The organism is Phycobacter sedimenti (assembly GCF_038148855.1).
Taxonomy (GTDB): Bacteria; Pseudomonadota; Alphaproteobacteria; order Rhodobacterales; family Rhodobacteraceae; genus Phycobacter; species Phycobacter sedimenti.
Map to the genome: position 1 here is coordinate 220,546 of NZ_JBBVGR010000001.1, position 18,193 is coordinate 238,738.

General features: G+C 61.0%; 19 protein-coding genes. 8 read left to right on the top strand and 11 right to left on the bottom strand.

Annotation, left to right across the window (positions count from 1 at the left end):
• Positions 1–236: 236 nt before the first annotated feature.
• The 6 genes from rseP to pyrH form a co-directional block, all read right to left on the bottom strand.
• Positions 237–1,586, bottom strand: coding sequence for an RIP metalloprotease RseP (gene rseP / locus AADA15_RS01050; protein ID WP_341639689.1), 1,350 nt, complete (start codon positions 1,584–1,586; stop codon positions 237–239).
• Between the two features lie 9 nt (positions 1,587–1,595).
• Positions 1,596–2,765, bottom strand: coding sequence for a 1-deoxy-D-xylulose-5-phosphate reductoisomerase (gene dxr / locus AADA15_RS01055; RefSeq protein WP_341639690.1), 1,170 nt, complete (start codon positions 2,763–2,765; stop codon positions 1,596–1,598).
• A 17-nt stretch (positions 2,766–2,782) separates the two neighbouring features.
• Positions 2,783–3,556 carry a phosphatidate cytidylyltransferase gene (locus tag AADA15_RS01060; protein WP_341639691.1) on the bottom strand — a complete coding sequence of 258 codons (774 nt, stop codon included), beginning with the start codon at positions 3,554–3,556 and terminating at the stop codon, positions 2,783–2,785.
• Positions 3,553–4,311 carry an undecaprenyl pyrophosphate synthase gene (gene uppS / locus AADA15_RS01065; RefSeq protein WP_341639692.1) on the bottom strand — a complete coding sequence of 253 codons (759 nt, stop codon included), beginning with the start codon at positions 4,309–4,311 and terminating at the stop codon, positions 3,553–3,555. Before uppS ends, AADA15_RS01060 begins: the two co-directional genes overlap by 4 nt.
• A gap of 9 nt (positions 4,312–4,320) precedes the next feature.
• A complete protein-coding gene (frr, locus tag AADA15_RS01070; RefSeq protein WP_341639693.1) occupies positions 4,321–4,884 on the bottom strand; it encodes a ribosome recycling factor in 564 nt (187 codons plus the stop codon).
• A 159-nt stretch (positions 4,885–5,043) separates the two neighbouring features.
• A complete protein-coding gene (pyrH, locus tag AADA15_RS01075; RefSeq protein ID WP_341639694.1) occupies positions 5,044–5,790 on the bottom strand; it encodes a UMP kinase in 747 nt (248 codons plus the stop codon).
• 133 nt (positions 5,791–5,923) lie between these two features.
• On the opposite strand from pyrH, the gene miaA reads away from it, so the two are divergent.
• Positions 5,924–6,793, top strand: coding sequence for a tRNA (adenosine(37)-N6)-dimethylallyltransferase MiaA (miaA, locus tag AADA15_RS01080; RefSeq protein ID WP_341639695.1), 870 nt, complete (start codon positions 5,924–5,926; stop codon positions 6,791–6,793).
• Between the two features lie 279 nt (positions 6,794–7,072).
• The gene (locus tag AADA15_RS01085) at positions 7,073–7,747 is read left to right on the top strand and encodes a helix-turn-helix transcriptional regulator (RefSeq protein ID WP_341639696.1); all 675 of its coding nucleotides are present in this window, start codon (positions 7,073–7,075) and stop codon (positions 7,745–7,747) included.
• 437 nt (positions 7,748–8,184) lie between these two features.
• Here AADA15_RS01085 and AADA15_RS01090 read toward each other — a convergent pair whose 3' ends face one another.
• From AADA15_RS01090 to AADA15_RS01100, 3 genes are all read right to left on the bottom strand, one after another.
• Positions 8,185–9,288, bottom strand: a complete 1,104-nt coding sequence (locus AADA15_RS01090; protein ID WP_341640060.1) for a cytochrome-c peroxidase — start codon at positions 9,286–9,288, stop codon at positions 8,185–8,187.
• A gap of 201 nt (positions 9,289–9,489) precedes the next feature.
• Complete coding sequence (locus AADA15_RS01095; RefSeq protein ID WP_341639697.1) at positions 9,490–9,867, bottom strand: hypothetical protein; 378 nt, start codon at positions 9,865–9,867, stop codon at positions 9,490–9,492.
• Between the two features lie 153 nt (positions 9,868–10,020).
• On the bottom strand, positions 10,021–10,569 hold the full coding sequence (locus tag AADA15_RS01100) for a lytic transglycosylase domain-containing protein (RefSeq protein WP_341640061.1): 549 nt from the start codon (positions 10,567–10,569) through the stop codon (positions 10,021–10,023).
• Between the two features lie 371 nt (positions 10,570–10,940).
• Between AADA15_RS01100 and AADA15_RS01105 the strand changes: the two genes are divergently transcribed.
• From AADA15_RS01105 to AADA15_RS01115, 3 genes are all read left to right on the top strand, one after another.
• A complete protein-coding gene (locus tag AADA15_RS01105; protein WP_341639698.1) occupies positions 10,941–11,453 on the top strand; it encodes a single-stranded DNA-binding protein in 513 nt (170 codons plus the stop codon).
• Positions 11,454–11,665: 212 nt separating this feature from the next.
• Complete coding sequence (locus AADA15_RS01110; protein WP_341639699.1) at positions 11,666–12,376, top strand: VPLPA-CTERM sorting domain-containing protein; 711 nt, start codon at positions 11,666–11,668, stop codon at positions 12,374–12,376.
• 200 nt (positions 12,377–12,576) lie between these two features.
• A complete protein-coding gene (locus tag AADA15_RS01115) occupies positions 12,577–13,656 on the top strand; it encodes a site-2 protease family protein (protein WP_341639700.1) in 1,080 nt (359 codons plus the stop codon).
• Between the two features lie 27 nt (positions 13,657–13,683).
• Here AADA15_RS01115 and aroB read toward each other — a convergent pair whose 3' ends face one another.
• Entirely contained in the window at positions 13,684–14,802 is a 1,119-nt protein-coding gene (aroB, locus tag AADA15_RS01120) for a 3-dehydroquinate synthase (protein ID WP_341639701.1), read from the bottom strand.
• Positions 14,803–15,393, bottom strand: coding sequence for a shikimate kinase (locus AADA15_RS01125; RefSeq protein ID WP_341639702.1), 591 nt, complete (start codon positions 15,391–15,393; stop codon positions 14,803–14,805).
• Between the two features lie 81 nt (positions 15,394–15,474).
• Here AADA15_RS01125 and AADA15_RS01130 point away from each other — a divergent pair, with 81 nt between their 5' ends.
• Genes AADA15_RS01130 through AADA15_RS01140 form a run of 3 tightly spaced genes read left to right on the top strand, consistent with a single transcriptional unit; the run spans position 15,475 to position 18,131 of the window.
• Positions 15,475–15,624, top strand: coding sequence for a hypothetical protein (locus AADA15_RS01130; protein ID WP_341639703.1), 150 nt, complete (start codon positions 15,475–15,477; stop codon positions 15,622–15,624).
• On the top strand, positions 15,614–17,170 hold the full coding sequence (locus AADA15_RS01135; protein ID WP_341639704.1) for a hypothetical protein: 1,557 nt from the start codon (positions 15,614–15,616) through the stop codon (positions 17,168–17,170). The genes AADA15_RS01130 and AADA15_RS01135 overlap by 11 nt, the downstream gene beginning before the upstream one ends.
• A 1-nt stretch (position 17,171) precedes the next feature.
• Positions 17,172–18,131 carry a site-specific tyrosine recombinase XerD gene (locus AADA15_RS01140; RefSeq protein ID WP_341639705.1) on the top strand — a complete coding sequence of 320 codons (960 nt, stop codon included), beginning with the start codon at positions 17,172–17,174 and terminating at the stop codon, positions 18,129–18,131.
• Positions 18,132–18,193: the final 62 nt, after the last annotated feature.

Consider the following 18,193-nt stretch of genomic DNA (forward strand, 5'->3'; position numbering starts at 1 on the left):
AGACTTAGCACAACAGCCAGGACGGATAGCATGCGATCCCAGTTCAGGCTCATCAAAAGACCCAATCCCGGATCCATTCTCGTCAACCGATCCATCAGAGCCCTCCATATTCTCATTCACTGCAAATGAACGGCGCCGTGCGACATCGCACGAAGCCCATCCGGGACCATCCCTAGATCGCGAATATGGCCACAGTTTGGCGATGCCGCGCAGCCGCCAAACTGGTTACTTAAGATTTAACAGAAAATGTCGTTTCCGAGCGCAAAGAGCATCAGGGAAAGAATGACCGCAATGCCCAGCGTCATCAGGATCCGCATGACCGCATCGTTCGGCGGGCGCCCGGACACCGCTTCATAGGCATAGAAGACCAGATGTCCCCCATCCAGCGCCGGCACCGGGAACAGGTTCAACATCCCAACCGCCGTCGACAGGACAGCGATGAAGCGAATGAAGCTATCAAGGCCCTGGCTGGCCATTGCGCCCGAGGTTTCAGCAATCCCGATCGGGCCGGACAGGTTGCAGGTGCTGATTGCCCCGGTGATCATGTGGGTCAGCCCGGAAATCGACATATCGACAACAGACCAGACCTGGGAAACCCCGGCGGCCAGCGATTCGCCAAGACCCGCCGCTTCGGTTGCCGGCTCAAAGGCCTGGCCTCCGATGACGCCGATACGCCAATGCGTTGCGAAACTGCCATCGGCCTGCGGCTCATCCGTGCGGCGCGGGGCAAGCGTCAGGTCAAGGTCCTGCCCGTCGCGCCAAACCGACAGGGCCAGTTCGCGCCCGTCGGCCTGTTCAACGGCCGACTTGAGCTGGTCGAACGCAAAGATCTGCTGACCGTCAACCGCAGTGATCACGTCGCCGGGCCTGAGACCGGCATCAGACGCGGCACTGCGCGGTGCGACGCCGCGCACGTAAGGCGGCGACAGGAAAGGCCCCTCCACCGACACCACCTCTCCACCGCGGCGCACCTCGTATTGCATCGGCTGCACCAGAGGCAGGGCTTCGCGGAAGGCCGTCCAGGAGGTGCCATCGCTCTCTTGCGGAATGGCCACCCCTTCCAGAGCGATCAACTCATCGCCCGCCCTGAGTCCATTTTGAACACCAGGAAGCGGCAAGAGCCCTCCCACGGTCAAAGGCTCGCGCACGGTCCCCTGAGACAGGGCGAGCGCCGAGAAAATGATCGCGGACATCACGAAGTTGAACACGGGACCAGCCGCCACGGTGGCACTGCGTGCCCAAAGCGGCGCGCCGTGCATGGTCTTGCGCAAATGCGCCGGGTCTTGCGCTGCAGCCTGCATCGCTCCGGCATCCTTGCCAGAGGCGGCATCCGCATCCCCAAGGAATTTGACGTATCCGCCAAAAGGCAGGAGGGCGATCTGCCAGCGTGTGCCCCGCTTGTCGACGCGGCTCCAGATCACAGGACCGAACCCAAGCGAGAAAACCTCAGGGTGAATGCCGGACCAGCGACCGACGATGTAATGGCCGTATTCATGAACGGCCACGATCACCGACAGCGCCACCACAAAACTGGCGACCACATAGAGAAAACCGCCAAACTGCGGGAGAAGAGATACGATATCCAAGTTCTTACCTTATTGACGTTCTGCTGCGGCGCGTGTTGCCTCTTGCCGAGCGAGATGGTCCGTTTCGGTGACGTTATCAAGGGTCATTGCGGAATCAATGAGGCCACTTTGTGCCTCCATCCGTTCCAAAACGGTTGCGGTGATGTCCGCCATATCGGTGAACCCGATGCGCCCCTCGATGAACAGGTCCAGTGCCCGTTCCTTGGCGCCATTGAACGCCGCCCCCATCAGACCGCCCCGATCCATGACGTCATAGGCCTGGCTCAACGCCGGATAACGCGCCGGATCAGGCTTTCGAAAGTTCAGCTGGCCGATCTGGGCCAGATCGAGCCTGTCCACCGGCAGGTCCTTGCGCTCGGGCCAGTGCAGGGCATATCCGATGGCATGGCGCATGTCCGGTGCGCCCAGATGCGCCATCAGCGCGCCATCCTTGAACCCGACAAGGGCATGAACCATGGACTCCGGGTGGACGAGAACTTCGATCTGGCTCGGGACGACGCCAAAGAATTCTTTCACCTCAATAACTTCCAGGGCCTTATTGAACATCGAGGCGCTGTCGATCGTGATCCTTTGCCCCATGTCCCAGTTGGGATGAGAAGAGGCCTCCTCAAGGGTTGCGCCTCCCAGGTCCTCCAGCGGCCAATCCCGGAAAGCCCCACCCGAGGCCGTAATGATGATCCGCTCCACGGCAGAGATGTCTTCGCCGACAAGCCCTTGGAAGATGGCCGAATGCTCGCTGTCCACGGGCAGAAGGCGGGCGCCGTGTTTCAGGGCTGTGCGCATCAGCAATTCACCTGCGCACACAAGGGACTCCTTGTTGGCCAAAGCGAGCGTTGCCCCCTGTTCCAAGGCCTTCAGCCCAGGCGCCAGCCCGGCAGCACCCACGATGGCGGACATGATCCAGTCCGCTGGACGGTCGGCAGCCTCGATCAGAGCCTCCTGGCCTGCTGCCGCTTCGACCTCACTGCCCTCGAGGGCGGCGCGCAGGTCCTCCAACCTGTCTTCAAAGGCGGTGACGGCCACGTCAGCCTTGAGGGCAATGGCGTCGCGGGCAAGTTGCGCGATGTTCGCGCCGCCCGTAAGGGCAACCACATCATAATCGCGCGGGGCGCGGCGGATCAGATCGATTGTATTCTGACCAATAGATCCAGTAGCCCCGAAGATTGAAATCTTGCGCATCATCCGGCCTTTCGCGGCTATCCGAAAAACATCACGAAAATCAGAAAGGCCGCTGCCGCGCCAAGCATGCCGTCAAACCGATCCAGCAACCCGCCGTGCCCCGGAATGAGCGCGCTGGAATCCTTAACGCCCGTGCGCCGTTTCAACGCGCTTTCGGCGATATCTCCGGCCTGACTGGCCATCGAGATGACCACGGACAAGGCGACTGCCCACAGTCCAAGCCCCGAGGCCTCGGAAAAGGCCAGGCCTGCACCGGCCGCCGCAAGCCACCCGGCGGAACTGCCCGACCAGGTTTTCTTGGGACTGATGCGCGGCCAGAGTTTGGGGCCACCAATGATCTTGCCCGCGAAATATCCGGCGATATCCGTAACAACCACGACCCCGATCAGCCACAGCAGCCAGAGAACGCCCATTTCGTTGCGCAGCCAGACGAATGCGAAGCCTGCGCAGACGATCCAAAGGCCAAACAGACCAAAGCGCACCCGCGATGCTGACGGCATCTGAAAGATCCCTGCCATCACGGGGGCGGCCAGAAGCGGCATCCCCCACATGGTCGGCAAAAGCGTCGCGCCGAGCACCGCCGCTGCCGCCATGCTCCCAAGCTGGAGGGCCTGTCCGTCCTGATCCGGCGCCAGCATGCGCACCAGCTCCCAGATCATACCTCCGCAGGCCGCAGCGATGAGCAGTGCGAACCAGACCCCTCCGAGCCAGATTTCGACAAAGCCCACGGCAACCATCACGATTGCCGACAGGATCCGCGGCATCAGATCTGACCAGCGCCCCGTGCTCATGTCTTGACCGCTCCGAAACGGCGATCCCGCGTCGAGTAGTGCCGACACAGCCGCTCAAGCTCTTCAGCCGAAAAATCCGGCCAGAGCGTGTCGATGAACTCGTACTCGGCATAGGCCGATTGCCACAGAAGAAAGTTCGAGATCCGCGCTTCTCCGCTGGTGCGGATCACGAGATCGGGGTCGGGCAGAACATGCGTGTCGAGGTACCTGGGCAGGGTTTCTTCATCCACATCATCCGGCGACAGTTTGCCAGCCGCCACATCCTGAGCCAGACGTTTGGTGGCGCGGGCCACCTCGTCCCGCCCCCCGTAGTTCAGCGCAATGGTCAGATGTGTTCCGTCATTGCCTTTGGTTTCCTCTTCCAGCTGGTCCATCAACTGGATCAGCTTGGCATCAAGGCGTACCCGATCCCCGATGAATCGCACCCGCACATTCCTGGCCGCGAGCGCCTTCATCTCTTTGGAGATATAGCGGCGAAACAGGCTCATGAGGCCGGCGACCTCCACCTGGGTCCGCTTCCAGTTCTCGGTCGAAAAGGCAAATATCGTCAAATACTTGATGCCAAGGCCCGGACAACATTCGACGATTTCTCGAACCCGCTTTGCCCCAGCGTGATGGCCGAAAAGCCGCGGACGTCCGCGGGACTGAGCCCACCGCCCGTTGCCATCCATGATGATGGCAACATGGCAAGGCCCCTGTGGGATGCCCGCATGCGGGGCGTCCTTCTGGAGCGCCGTGTCTGTCAGTTCGGCCATGGCTTGGGATCAGACCTGCATGATTTCGGCTTGCTTGGTCTCCAGCGCATCGTCCACCGCCTTGATCATCTTGTCGGTCAGGTCCTGAACTTCGCTTTCCCAGAACCTCTGATCGTCCTCGGACATGCCGTCGGCCTTGGCCTTTTTGATCTGGTCCATTCCGTCGCGGCGCACATTGCGGATCGAGACGCGCGCGTGCTCGGCATACTGGCCTGCGACTTTGCTCAGCTCCCGGCGGCGCTCTTCGTTCAGCTCGGGGATCGGCAGCATGATGATCGTGCCATTGAGCTGCGGGTTGATACCCAGGCCGGATTCCCGGATCGCCTTTTCAACCTTGCCCACAAGCGACTTGTCCCACACGTTGATGGTGACCATGCGCGGCTCGGGCACGTTCACGGTCCCAACCTGGTTGATCGGCGTCATCGAACCATAGGCATCCACCATCACCGGCTCCAGCATCGAAGCCGAGCCACGCCCCGTGCGCAGGGAGGCAAACTCCGTGCGCAAGTTGGTCATGGCACCATCCATGCGGCGCTTCAGATCGTCGGTATCCAGTTCAAAATCATCAGACATTCTGCTCTCTCCCCTGACTTGAGGCGGTCTTTACACCGCTCATAAGCGATTGGCGCAAGATTGTATAGCAATGTTGGCGATGGAAAGCCGCCTCGGTCCGAAGCAGCCACCATTCCGTTTCGCAAGACGGCCAATCGTTTCGCCTCTTGCGGCTTGCGCTCAGCCCTGAACCTTGGTGTAGGTGCCCTCTCCGGCCAGAATACCGCGGAATCCACCCGGCTCGTCCAGGGAGAAGACGATGATCGGCAGGCTGTTGTCCCGCGCCAGCGCAATGGCAGAGGCATCCATCACGCCCAGGCGCTTGGCCAGCACATCATCATAGCTGACGGTGTCATAGCGCTTGGCATCGTCAAACTTGACCGGATCCTTGTCGTAGACGCCGTCCACCTTGGTGCCCTTGAAGATCGCCTCGCAGCCCATCTCGTTTGCCCGCAGGGTCGCCGCCGTGTCGGTGGTGAAATAGGGGTTGCCGGTACCTGCGGCAAAGATGCAGACCCGTTTCTTTTCCAGGTGACGCACGGCGCGGCGGCGAATGTAGGGCTCGCAGACCTGATCCATCGGAATGGCGGAAATCACCCGCGTGTAGACACCCAGACCTTCAAGTGCGGCCTGCATGCCAAGGGCGTTCATCACGGTGGCCAGCATGCCCATGTAGTCGGCCGTGGTGCGCTCCATCCCCTGCGCCGCGCCCGAAAGGCCGCGGAAGATATTGCCGCCACCGATGACCATGCAGATCTCGACGCCCATGTCGTGCACCGATTTGACTTCCTGGGCGATGCGCTGAACGGTGGGCGGGTGCAGGCCAAACCCCTGATCCCCCATCAAGGCTTCGCCAGAGATCTTGAGCATGACACGTTTATAGGCGGCTGCCGACGGGGCGGCCGGTGTTTCGTTTTCTTGGGGCATGTTGCGCTCCGGAATGTGACGGGGTTACTTTACGCGGCAAAATGGAGCAAATCGCCGCCGGGATCAATGCAGCCCAAACGCCTTTTTGTCCCTCACAGCTGCCAATTTCGGTTACACGCAGGTCCGCCCAGATATGACATTTCCAGACATCGACCCGGACAAGCCCGTCCTGATCGCAGGACCGACCGCTTCGGGCAAATCCGATCTGGCGCTCCGGATTGCCGAAACCCAGGGCGGCGTGATCGTCAACGCAGATGCCAGCCAGGTCTTTGACTGCTGGCGCGTGGTCACAGCGCGTCCGTCGCCAGACGAAGAAGCGCGCGTTCCGCACCGGCTTTATGGCCATATCGCCTATGACGTGACCTACTCGGCCGGCCATTGGCTGCGGGAGGTGATCCCCCTGCTGACAGGCCCAGAACGCCCGATCATCGTCGGTGGAACCGGCCTCTACTTCAGCGCCTTGACCGAAGGACTGGCCGAAATACCCGCAACCCCGCCGGATGTGCGCGCCGCTGGGGATGACCTTTCGCTTGAAACCCTGCTTGCACAGCTGGATCCCAAGACTGCAGCACGCATCGATGTGAAGAACCGCGCCCGCGTACAGCGTGCCTGGGAGGTTCTGACAGCGACCGGTCGCCCCCTTGCAGAATGGCAAGACGCCACGCCGCCTCCGGCCCTGCCCCTCGCCCAAAGCACCGCGCTCGTTCTGAACAGCCCAAAGGACTGGCTCGAAGCACGGATCCGAAAAAGGTTCCGCCAGATGATTGAGGCAGGCGCCCTGGATGAGATTGACGCCATGCGGAATCGGTATGATCCGGCGCTTCCCTCGTGCAAAGCGATCGGCGTGCCTGAGTTGATGAGCTACGTGACAGGCCAGGCCACCTTGCAAGAGGCTGAAGAGGCTGCGGCGATTTCGACCCGCAGATTTGCCAAGCGACAGCGGACCTGGTTCCGGGCAAGAATGTCAGCCTGGCAGGAAGTCTTGCCGCAGCTGAACCTGTAGCTTTCATATCATCAGATTGTAAGACCCCGTATCCTTTGCAAATGACCGGAATCGCAGGAAGGCAAGCGTTGCCTTGCCAGAATCGCATTTTCGTGGAGACTAATGTTCAATTTTACCGATTAATGAACCCTGATGCCATTCGATCCAAAACCAACCGAGGACCTGTGCGTTTCGCCTCTCTCCCGTCTTACTCCTGACGGTCCGTGGCAAACCGAACTGTCGCATGATCGCAGGGAACACGTCCTGATCTGGATCACCCGCGGTCAGGGGCGCTGTCTGATGGATGGACATCAAAGAGGCTTTGGAACGCATCACGCCCTTTTCTTTCCTGCGGGACATCTGTGGTCGGTTGAATTGGGACGGCAATGTCTGGGACAGGTTCTCATCGTGCCGTCGAGCGCGCCGGTGTCCATGCCGTCGGATCCCCTGCACCTGAAAGTTGCGAACGCCAGGGATCAGGCGCGACTGAACAGCCTGCTGGAGGAAATCGCACATGAACAAAGCAGGCATCCGGCATTTTGGCGACGTGCGATTCAATCCTATTCGGATCTCATCAGCATCCACCTGCGCCGCCAGATACCGTCCGGCCCTCTGCCTCCGCCCAAGCCAACCGCCGCACGGCGGCTTTCGCAGGCATATTGCAAACGTGTGGTCGAAAGCTTCAACCAGAACGCGAACATGGCCGAATACGCCGCGGACCTTCAGGTCACCCCCACCCATCTGACCCGCGTCTGCAAGGCCGAAACCGGCAAGACCGCCGCCGCGATCCTGACAGAGCGTCAGTTGTATGCCGCGCGCAACCTGCTGATCTCCAGCGACCTGCCCATGCGCGAGATCGCTGACCAGCTCGGGTTTGGCAGCGCGGCCTACTTTACCCGTTTCATCGCCCAGCACACCGGCGAAACCCCAAGCAGCCTGCGCAAGACGGCCCGGCTGTCCGCCATCGCGCAATAAATCCGTACGCACCGCATCGGGCTTCCAAAGCGTCATATCACGAAGCACGCCCTCTCGGCAGCACTGGACACTGTCTGCCCGGTTCCACCGCCGACCCGATGCCTCACAATGATCCGAAGCACGAATTCGACACAAAAAATTTCGTTCTTTTTGATCCACAGCTGTCGAATCGGCGCATTGACCTGCTGCGTCCAATCAGGCCCATGGATGGGTGAGACAGCGAAGTCCAATGGATGCACCTTTGCGGTCAGCCAAAGGACCAAACAATCATCACGCGAAACAGCGCGGCAAAAATGAAGGCCGAGGAAGCCGGGCTGCGCGAAGTCGGCATCAACGTCAAACGGACCATTCCACCGGGCAACGAACAGATCGGCACAAACGGACCTTCGCGAAACCCGTGCTGGTCCTGGCGTTCACTCCATCGACCTGATGAGTCTCTATGGCTCCAGGTAGACCTCATAACGCTGGTCGGTAAGCGTTTTGAGAAAGGCCACGAGCGCATCGATACGGCGATCATCCAACGCCGGGCCATGGGTCAACTCGGTCTGTGCCAGCGTCTGCGGCACCGGAATATCTCCCCAGGGCTGCCCGGTTTCAGGGTTGATCCATGCCGCCTCGGACTTGCTGTTGTAACGGTTATAGAACGCGATGACCGTGCGCAGCTCCTGAAACACACCATTGTGCATATAGGGGCCGGTCACCGCCACATTGCGCAGGGTTGGCGTTTTGAACTTTCCCTTTTCCTTTGGGTCCGTCACTGCCGGATTGGCCAACAGCCCCTCATCGACTGTGCCAAGGGGAACGCCGTTTTCCGCACGGCCCGGCACATTTTCGGGCACCCCGATGTTGTGATAGCTGTAATCGGTAAAGGTCTCTTCCGGATCAATCGCACTGCGTTTCAGTTGATGACACTGATTGCAGTTCGTGAACTGCTCGGAAAAGAACAGCAGCCGACCGAGCTCTTCCTCTTTGGAAAGCGCCGCCTCGCCCCGCAGAAATCGGTCATACTTGCTGTCAAACGGGGCAAAGGCGCTGCTGCGTTCAAAGGCGGCAATCGCCTTGGTCATGGCATCATAGCCGCTGTCAGGGCTACTCAGGACAGATGCGCCGAAATGCGCCTGAAACGCCGCGACATATTCAGGGCTTTCCGACAGGCGCGCGACGGCCTGCTCCTTGCTGGCCAGTCCCATCTCGATCGGGTTGAGCGGTGGCCCCTCGGCCTGTTCCTCAAGGGTCGCTGCGCGCCCGTCCCAGAACATACCGCCCACCCAGGCCCCGTCAGTGCTCTGATGAAAAGGTGGCGCATAGGCGGCGTAGGACGCTGTTGGCGCATTGCGATCCCCCAGAGACTGCCCGTCATCCCCAAGCGAAAAAGCGCCATCCGCGGTGCGCCTCGGATCCGCGAACCCGTACTCCGGATCATGGCAGCTGGCACAGGATTGCGTGCGGTTTGCCGAAAGGTCCGGATCGTGAAACAGCGCTTCGCCCAGGTCCTCCAGCGTGGAGATATCCCGACCTAGCGCGTCGCTGCCGTGCGACATCTGCCCGGCCAGACCAACGCCCAGAAGAATGAGTGCTGCAGAAAACGGCGCAGCGGCTTTTCGCATAAAGAAAGGCATGAACGGGCTTTCGATTCTGGGCTTTTCCTGGAGCCTGTTACGGCTCCATAGGCCAGACCTTGATCGAGCGCAATTCCCGACAATAAAAATCAACTACCTCACGGCGCGCCGCACTTTGTCCGTTCAGTAGCTGAGCAGAAGCACCACGATCATCAGGAGATTCATCGAAGAAAACTGCATAAGACGCGGGTGTTTGGCGCTGTGACATGCAGCATATACCGAAAGGCACACGGACAGGCCGAGACCCAGCAACGAGAGCGTGCCAAAGATCAGCCCAATTGTTCCGCTTCCCGGGCCCCAGGGGGACTGTGGAAAGGACATGCCAATCAGCCCGAATCCAATCAGAATACCGAGGATCGCACCTACCAGAGTGGCCGCAATGCTGCGGGTGCGCTGTCTGTGCCTCGCGCCCAAAACACTGTCCACGATTTCGCGGGAGGGCACGGCGGATGGTGTCCACTGCAGGCGATCAAGTCGGTCATCAAAACTGTAGGCTGTCACAGCAATTCCTCCTGAAACTGGCCCGGTTTTCCGGTCCAATTCAGGCAAGATCGTGACCAAGAAACGAAGTTAACGCGGCATTTACCAATATTACCGCTTTATGAACATTGCCTATCAGGCAAGGTTGCCCAAAAGCCGGGTGCCCATCGCCGCTCAGCTGCCCCAGATCTTGGAGACATAGGCCTGAGTTTCCTTGTACGGCGGTACTCCGCCATGGCGTTCCACCGCTTCCGGACCCGCGTTGTAGGCGGCCAGGGCCAACCGCCAGGAGCCGAACTTTCGGAATTGCCGCGCCAGATACCGCGCGCCCCCCTCCAGATTCTCCACCGGAACGGTCGGATCCACGCCAAGGGACTTTGCGGTTTGCGGCATCAGTTGCGCAAGCCCCAGCGCCCCTTTGTGGGACTTCGCCGCGGGGTTCCAATTGCTTTCCTGTTGCACCAGACGCAGGAACAAATCTTCAGGGACACCGTGCTTGCGCGCCGCAGCCCGGGCCATGGGCAGGAATTCACCGCGGTATTTCCCTGTGTAAAGCAGGTTCGAAGCCGCCTCGCCCGCGTATGGAGAGGGTGGCTTGAGGCGCGCCGAGTGCTGGTATTGTTTCGCCGCGCGCCCATCCAGAACCTTTGTATGGGCGGAAAAAAGACTGCGCTGGCTTTTGGTTGAAAACATGTCAGCGCTGGCCGTTTGCCCCCAAAGCATCAGTGCGCAGAGACTGCCCGCCAGCAAGATCCCGAACCTGTATTCGGTCCCGGTCTCGCCCCGGGGGAGTGTCAGACACATGGACTTAACCTTGGCCGCTTTCCGCTTCGACATTCGCGCTCCTCAACCCTGTCTTGAATACCGGCATCCACTCTGGCGCTGGACTATACCCAATTTGCTCCGAATTGAAACCTTTGGCTGCAGGTCGGCAGATCCGCGCCTGCCGGACGGAACGTCGGCCACCCCAAAGAAGCTTGCTTTCATCGCGGGCTGGGGGCCTGTAGGGTGTCGCCAACCCGCGGCCAAGCAAGATTCGTTCAGGTGAGGCAGCGCAGACAAATAAGAACAGACAAGAACAAGGACAGGACCAAATGGCCGGCTCAGTCAACAAAGTCATCCTCATCGGCAACCTGGGCCGCGACCCTGAAGTGCGGACCTTTCAGAACGGCGGCAAGGTGTGCAACCTGCGCATTGCGACCTCGGAAACGTGGAAAGATCGCAACACCGGGGAGCGCCGCGAAAAGACCGAATGGCACAGCGTTGCCGTCTTCAACGAGGGTCTGGTCCGTGTTTGCGAGCAGTACCTGCGGAAAGGCTCCAAGGTCTATATCGAGGGGCAGCTGCAAACCCGCAAATGGCAGGACCAGAACGGCCAGGACCGCTATTCAACCGAGGTGGTGCTGCAGGGCTTCGGCTCGACCCTGACCATGCTGGACGGCCGCGGCGAAGGCGGTGGTGGCGGACAGGGTGGCGGCTACGGCGGCGGCAGCGGTGGTGGCGGCTATGGCGGCGGTTACGACAGCGGACCGCAGGGTGGCGGCGGATTTGGCGGCGGCCAAGGCGGCCCTTCGCACAATATCGATGACGATGAAATCCCCTTCTGAATCGGGCAATTCCTCTGTGTGAAATTGATCAAAGGGCTGGCTTCTGCCAGCCCTTTTTTTTTGCACCTGGATCCTTGCGAAAACGGCGCATGCAGACATGCAGCAAACAACGCAAGCATCGTAAACGACCGTTAACCATATCTGAGATCGATCTTGCTTTACGCACCCGTGACCCCGATAATTAAAAATTGATTAACATTCAGGATATCAGCATGACGCGCTTCGCCTCCATGGTTTCGGCCCTTTCGCTAGCCCTTGTGGTGCCCATGAGCGCAAAGGCTGCAACCCTGTTCTCCCAGACCTATACCGGTGCTGAATTTGCAGCTCTGGCCACGCTCGGCCCGAACGCAACGCAAAGCGTGTCGGGCAACTCTGTCACCTATGGCATGACCTCGCACTATGCCACACTAGCTGAATTCTACGCCCTCAGCCCTGGTGCGCGCGGCGATATGACCTTTTCGGTCACGATCAATTATGATGCCCTCACCAACGACAACGACATGGCATTCGGCTTCACCGATGGATCTGGCATCATTGGTGCAATGCAGGCCGACAATGGCAGCGGGACCCTTTACGTGTTGAACGGGTCTCCCTCCAATCTTTCCGCGATTCAGAACGGGACAGGCTTTTCCAATCAGATCTCGGCGACGTTCACTGTAGCGGATGGCAGTGGTCCTGCGACCCTCTCTTACACCAACGGTAGCTACAGCGTGAGCGATCTCCCCCTGTCTTCCACGTTTGATACCGATGGCGTGCTCGGCTTTGCGCTATACGGCAACAACAAAAATGAATCCTACCGGATCAACTCCGTCGCTCTGGAGTTTGCAACGATGGCAGCCGTACCGCTGCCGGCGGGCGGAATGCTTTTGCTGACAGGTCTGCTTGGTACGGCCGCTGTGCGCCGTCGCCGACGCAAGAGCTGATCTGGCCCTGCCTTAGGCTGCGACTGTGCGCCTTCGGTCAATGGGTGACTTCGGCTGAAAAACCAAGATCAAACCCGCAGCGTTGTCGCGTGCGGGTTTCTTCTGTTCCGGGCCTGCAGTGTTTCGCGTTATACCCGAGACATCGATGGGCCTGTGCCTGACCGGCAGGTGACTCTTTTTGGATGCAAGGAACGACAATCATGACATGGTCTTTCTCTCTTGGCCGCCTGCTGGGTTCAGATGTGAGGGTTCATGTGACCTTCTTCCTTCTGCTGGGGTGGATCGCCCTTTCCGCCTATTCCGAAAGCGGCCTTCCGGGAGCAATCGAGAACACGGCCTTTGTGCTGGCCCTGTTTGCCTGTGTCCTGGCGCATGAGTTTGGCCATGCCCTGATGGCGCGACGCTATGGCATTGCGACCCCGGACATTACGCTGTTGCCGATTGGCGGGCTGGCCCGGCTGGAGCGCATGCCGACCAACCCCTTGCACGAAATCGCAGTGGCCCTGGCCGGCCCTGCCGTCAACGTGGTGATTTGGGCGGTCCTCGTGATGATCGGCGCGGGACACTGGACACTCGAAAGCCTGACCGATCCCAGTCAGGAGTTTTCGATCTGGACGTTCCTGGGACGTCTGGCCGCCGTGAACCTGATCCTTGCCATCTTCAACCTGATCCCCGCCTTTCCGATGGACGGCGGCCGGGTCCTGCGCGCGGCCTTGTGCCTGAAGATGGACCGAGTCAAAGCCACGCGCGTTGCTGCGCTCGCGGGCCAGATCTGCGCCGTCGGCCTGGCCTACCTTGGCCTTACGTCAGGCAATCCGATCCTGGTTCTGGTCGCCGGCTTTGTGTTTATAGCGGCCAATGCGGAAAGCCAGGATGTCGCGATGCGGGATCTCTCCCGGCAGTTCCTTGCGCGCGATGCGATGATCACCAGTTTCGAGGCCCTCAGGCCAGAGGACACTCTGGAAACCGCCTCTGCCGCCGTGATCCGCACCACGCAGCACGAGTTCCCAGTTCTGGATCCGGCGGGCCAGCCATTGGGCTTTCTCACCCGCAGTGCGCTGTTCTCTGCACTGGCCGCAGACCGCCCCCGTCTGACGCAGGTATCTGCGATCATGCAGACCGACATACCCACCGTTCCCATGACTGCCGGTCTCGACACTATTCTGGACAACCTTCACGCAGGCGCGCCCGCGGTTGTTGTGACCACGAAAGCAGGCACCATCGCGGGCTATGTCACCGCTGAAAACATCGGGGAGTTGATGGTGGTCCAAGGGCGCTGAAAAGCGCCCCTGGCTGCGGCATTTGTCTCAGGCTGCCCGCAGGGCCAGTGCATCTTTCAGCACGTTCAAGACCGCATCGCGCGGAACATCGGAGGTGACAAAGGCCGCCCCGATGCCACGTGCCAGGATAAAGCGTAGCTGGCCATCGACGACCTTCTTGTCCTGTGCCATCAGATCCAGCAGCGCTTCGGCATCCGGCAGATCGCCCGCGATGTCCGCAAGGTCCGCCTTCATGCCCATCGCCTTGAGGTGCGCGCGCACCCGGCTTGGATCTTCCTGACTGCAAAGGCCAAGCCGCGAGGAGAGTTCAAAGGCAAGGGCACATCCGATGGCAACCCCCTCGCCATGCAACAGACGGTCGGAATAGCCGGTCGCGGCCTCGAACGCGTGGCAAAAGGTATGGCCCAGGTTCAGCAGCGCGCGATCTCCCTGCTCGGTTTCATCCCGCGCAACGATATCAGCCTTCATCTGCACAGACCGCGCCACCGCCTCGACCCTTGCGGCCATGTCACCGGCAGACAGTGTCGGCCCCTGCTCTTCAAGCCAGTCGAAGAACGCCGCATCCCCCAGCAGGCCGTATTTTACCACCTCGCCATAACCAGCCAGAAAATCCCGCGCTGTCAGCGTCCCCAGAACCTCGGTATCGGCCAGCACCAACGTCGGCTGGTGAAAAGCACCAATCAGGTTCTTGCCCTGCGGCGCATTGATGCCTGTCTTGCCGCCAACCGAGCTGTCCACCTGCGCCAGCAGCGAGGTCGGGATCTGCACGAAACGTACCCCCCGGCGCAGGACGGCGGCTGCAAAACCGGCAAGATCCCCCACCACGCCGCCGCCAAAGGCAACCACGACGTCGGAGCGTTCGACCCGCTTGTCCAGCAGCCATTCCACCGCACGGGTGAACTGCGGCCAGCCCTTGGTGCTTTCGCCCGGCGGCAGCGCCAGGGCATCCATCTCGATCCCCTCCAGCGCAAGACCAGCGCGCAAGGTGTCCAGATGAAGGCCTGCGACGGTCTCATCGGTCAAGACCGCAACGCGCGGGCGTTTCAGCAAGGGCTTGATCCGCTTGCCTGCCTCCATCAGCAGGCCCGGACCAATCACCACGTCATAGGCGCGCTCCCCGAGGGGCACATGTACGATGCGTTCCATCTAGTTCCATTCCAATACGTCAGGTCGCGTTTTCAACGCCTCAAGCACCCGATCGACCATTTGCTCAATCGAGGCCTGACCATCCGATTTCACCGTAAGATCCGCCTTGGCATAAAGGGGCACACGCGCCTCATAAAGGCCGCGCAGGGTCGCCTTCGGGTCGGGCGTGCGCAACAGCGGGCGCGTATCGCGATGACGTACCCGGTTCCAAAGCACGTCAAGGTCTGCCTGAAGCCAGACTGAAACACCGCCTTTGGAAATCAGATCCCGGTTCTCCTTTGCGAGAAAAGCGCCGCCGCCGGTGGACAGGATCCCGCGCTCTTCCTCCAGCAAACGGGAAATCACCTGTCGCTCTTTCAGACGAAAGAACGGCTCGCCATCGCGGGCAAAGATTTCGGGAATCGACATATTGGCCGCGGCTTCAATTTCATGATCACTGTCGAGAAAGGGCACACGCAGGCGCGCCGCCAGAGCGCGTCCCACGGCGGTTTTCCCGGCGCCCATCATACCCACCATGACAACGGTCTTCTTGAGCCGCCCCGGCACGGGCTGGGTCATCACGGTTTCTTCAGTTTGCTCTTTTTCGCTCATTCTTCAGTGAATGACGTGATATTGCAAAAAAGGCCATATATAACTTGAACAAAAGACAAAGAAGCAGGCAGCAGGGACGTCATGGCGCGCTTGATCAAATACTTGTTTTACATCGTCCTCCTGGCCGGGATCGGGCTGGTTGGATACGCTTATGTGGGCCCGTGGTTCGGCGCTGATTTCAGCGCCCCGACAGAGGAGATCCGCAAACCGGTGGTGCTCAATGCCGACTAGGCTGTCGCTTTTGCCCCTTGCTGCGCTCTGTGCTTCGCTTTTGGCAAACCCGTCGCTCGGCGAAGAGCCCCTGACCGTCATCGACTGGCTGGGTCAGCCGACAACGGAGGATATTCCCGATACGGTTTTGATGGAGCCTGCAGTCAGCAGTAGCGCCGCGCGACCCGAAATCACCGTCACCCCGCTGGAGGCCCTTTTGCCCCCGATCGGCCTTGTGGCGCCATCGGCGACCGGGCTTCCCGTCGATCTGTGGCGCGGCAGCGATCCACGGGACATCGCCAGTTTGATCCGCGAGGTTCCGGTACGGGACAGCCCGGCTATGCAATCGCTGCTGTTCACGCTTCTCCTGTCTGAAAGCCGCCCTCTGCCCTCTGGCCAGGACGAGATATTGCTCGCCCGCCTGGACCGTCTCATCTCCCTCGGGGCGATCGATCCGGCTCAGGCGTTGGCGGAACAGGCAGGACCGACAACCTCTCGCGAAAGATTTGCGCGCTGGTTCGACGCGACCTTGTTGACCGGGGATGAGGATCGCGCCTGCGCTGCCCTGACGGCGGCGCCTTACCTTGCGCGGGACTACAGCGCACGGATTTTCTGTGCTGCCCGGCGGGGCGACTGGCCGACGGCCGCCCTGATGCTCGAATCGGCCCACGCCTTGGGTCTTTTGCCATCCGAGCGATTGGCGCTTTTGGACCGGTTCCTGAACCCGGACATCTTTGAGGACGCACCGCCCCTCCCTGCCCCCGAGACCCTGGATCCTCTCACGTTCCGCCTGTTTGAAACCATCGGGGAGCGCTTGCCGACGGCACCGCTGCCGCGTCCCTATGCCGCTGCCGATCTGCGCGACATTGCCGGCTGGAAGGCCCAGCTAGAAGCTGCCGAGCGGCTGACGCGTGTCGGCGCGCTGAACCCGAACCAGCTTTTGGGACTGTTCACCGAGCGTCAGCCTGCCGCCTCTGGCGGGATCTGGGACCGGGTCGAAGCCCTCCAGGCGTTTGAACTGGCCCTTCATGGCAATGCGCTCAAGGGTCGTCCTCCAGCAGGTCCTGAACACCTAGCCGTTTCTTTGAACGCGGCATGGAAGGCGGCAAAATCGTCTCGCACCGAGGTCGCCTTTGCCGATCTGTTTGCCGACGAACTGGCCCGCACGCAGCTGTCGGCCGAGGCCGAAGAACTGTCATGGCGCATTCGCCTGCTGGCCCCCACCTACGAGCTTTCGGCGCGCAGACCTCCGTCGCAGAGCACCGAGGATCTGTTCCTCGCCGCACTGGCCCAGGGACGCCCGCAGGAGGTGGAGGCACCCTCGGAAATTGCCCGCAGCATTGCCACCGGGTTTGCAGGCCAGCAGGAACTTCCCCTTTCCGTTCGACGGCACCTCGATGACGGGCAGCTCGGAGAGGCAATCCTGCACAGCATGTCCTTGTTCGCGCGTGGTGCGACGGGAAATCTGGGTGATCTTACGGGCGCCTTGATTGCCTTTCGCACCATGGGGCTTGAAGACACCGCGCGGCGCGCTTCGCTGCAGCTGATGCTGTTGGAGCGCCACTGACATGGACGCGCCAAAGGGCGATCAATTCTGGATTTCTTGCTTTCTGGATGCGCAGGCGGCCGACCTTGGCGCGGCGCGCAACACGCTCTTGGCTTATGGGCGGGATCTGAAGGATTTTGCCGGGTGGGCGGCGCGCAAAGGCACCGGTTTTGCCAGCCTCACTCAGGAGCAGATCGAGACCTATCTGGTGGCCTGCGATGCCGAAGGGCTGTCGCGCGCAACACGGGCACGCCGCTTGTCGGCAATCCGCCAGCTCTACCGCTTTGCCTTCGAGGAGGGCTGGCGCCCTGACAACCCGGCGATCCAGATCAAGGGCCCGGGCCGCAGCAAGGCCCTGCCAAAAACGCTGGAGGTGATCGAGGTCGACCGGCTGCTTGATGCGGCACGGACCAGCGGGCGCACCCCGCTCGAGAGGCTGCGCAACACCTGCCTGATGGAGCTGCTATACGCCACCGGCATGCGTGTGAGCGAGCTGGTCTCCCTGCCCGTGGCCGCCGCGCGGGGTGATCCGCGCATGCTTTTGGTGGCGGGCAAGGGCGGCAAGGAACGCATGGTCCCCCTGTCCCCGCCCGCCCGCGAGGCTTTGTCGGCCTGGCTCATCGCCCGCGATGCCGCCGAGGCCGAGGCCGAGGCGGATGGCCTCCCCCCGTCGCGGTTCCTGTTTCCCTCGCGTGGCAAGGCAGGACACCTCACCCGGCAAAGGTTCTTTCTGCTGATCAAGGAATTCGCAGCCTGCGGTGGGGTCCCCCCCGAAAAGGTCACGCCTCACACCTTGCGTCATGCGTTTGCGACGCATCTTTTGGCAAATGGTGCTGACCTGCGGGCGATACAGGCGCTCCTGGGTCATGCCGATATCGCCACGACAGAGATCTACACCCATGTCCTTGATGCGCGCCTGAGCGAGCTGGTCCTCGAACATCATCCGCTGTCACGTGGCAAGGCCCGACCTGAACGGGACTAGTCCGTGCCCTGAGCAGAAGAGCGCACCCTGCCCCTTGAACGAAACCCCTGCGGACCCCATAA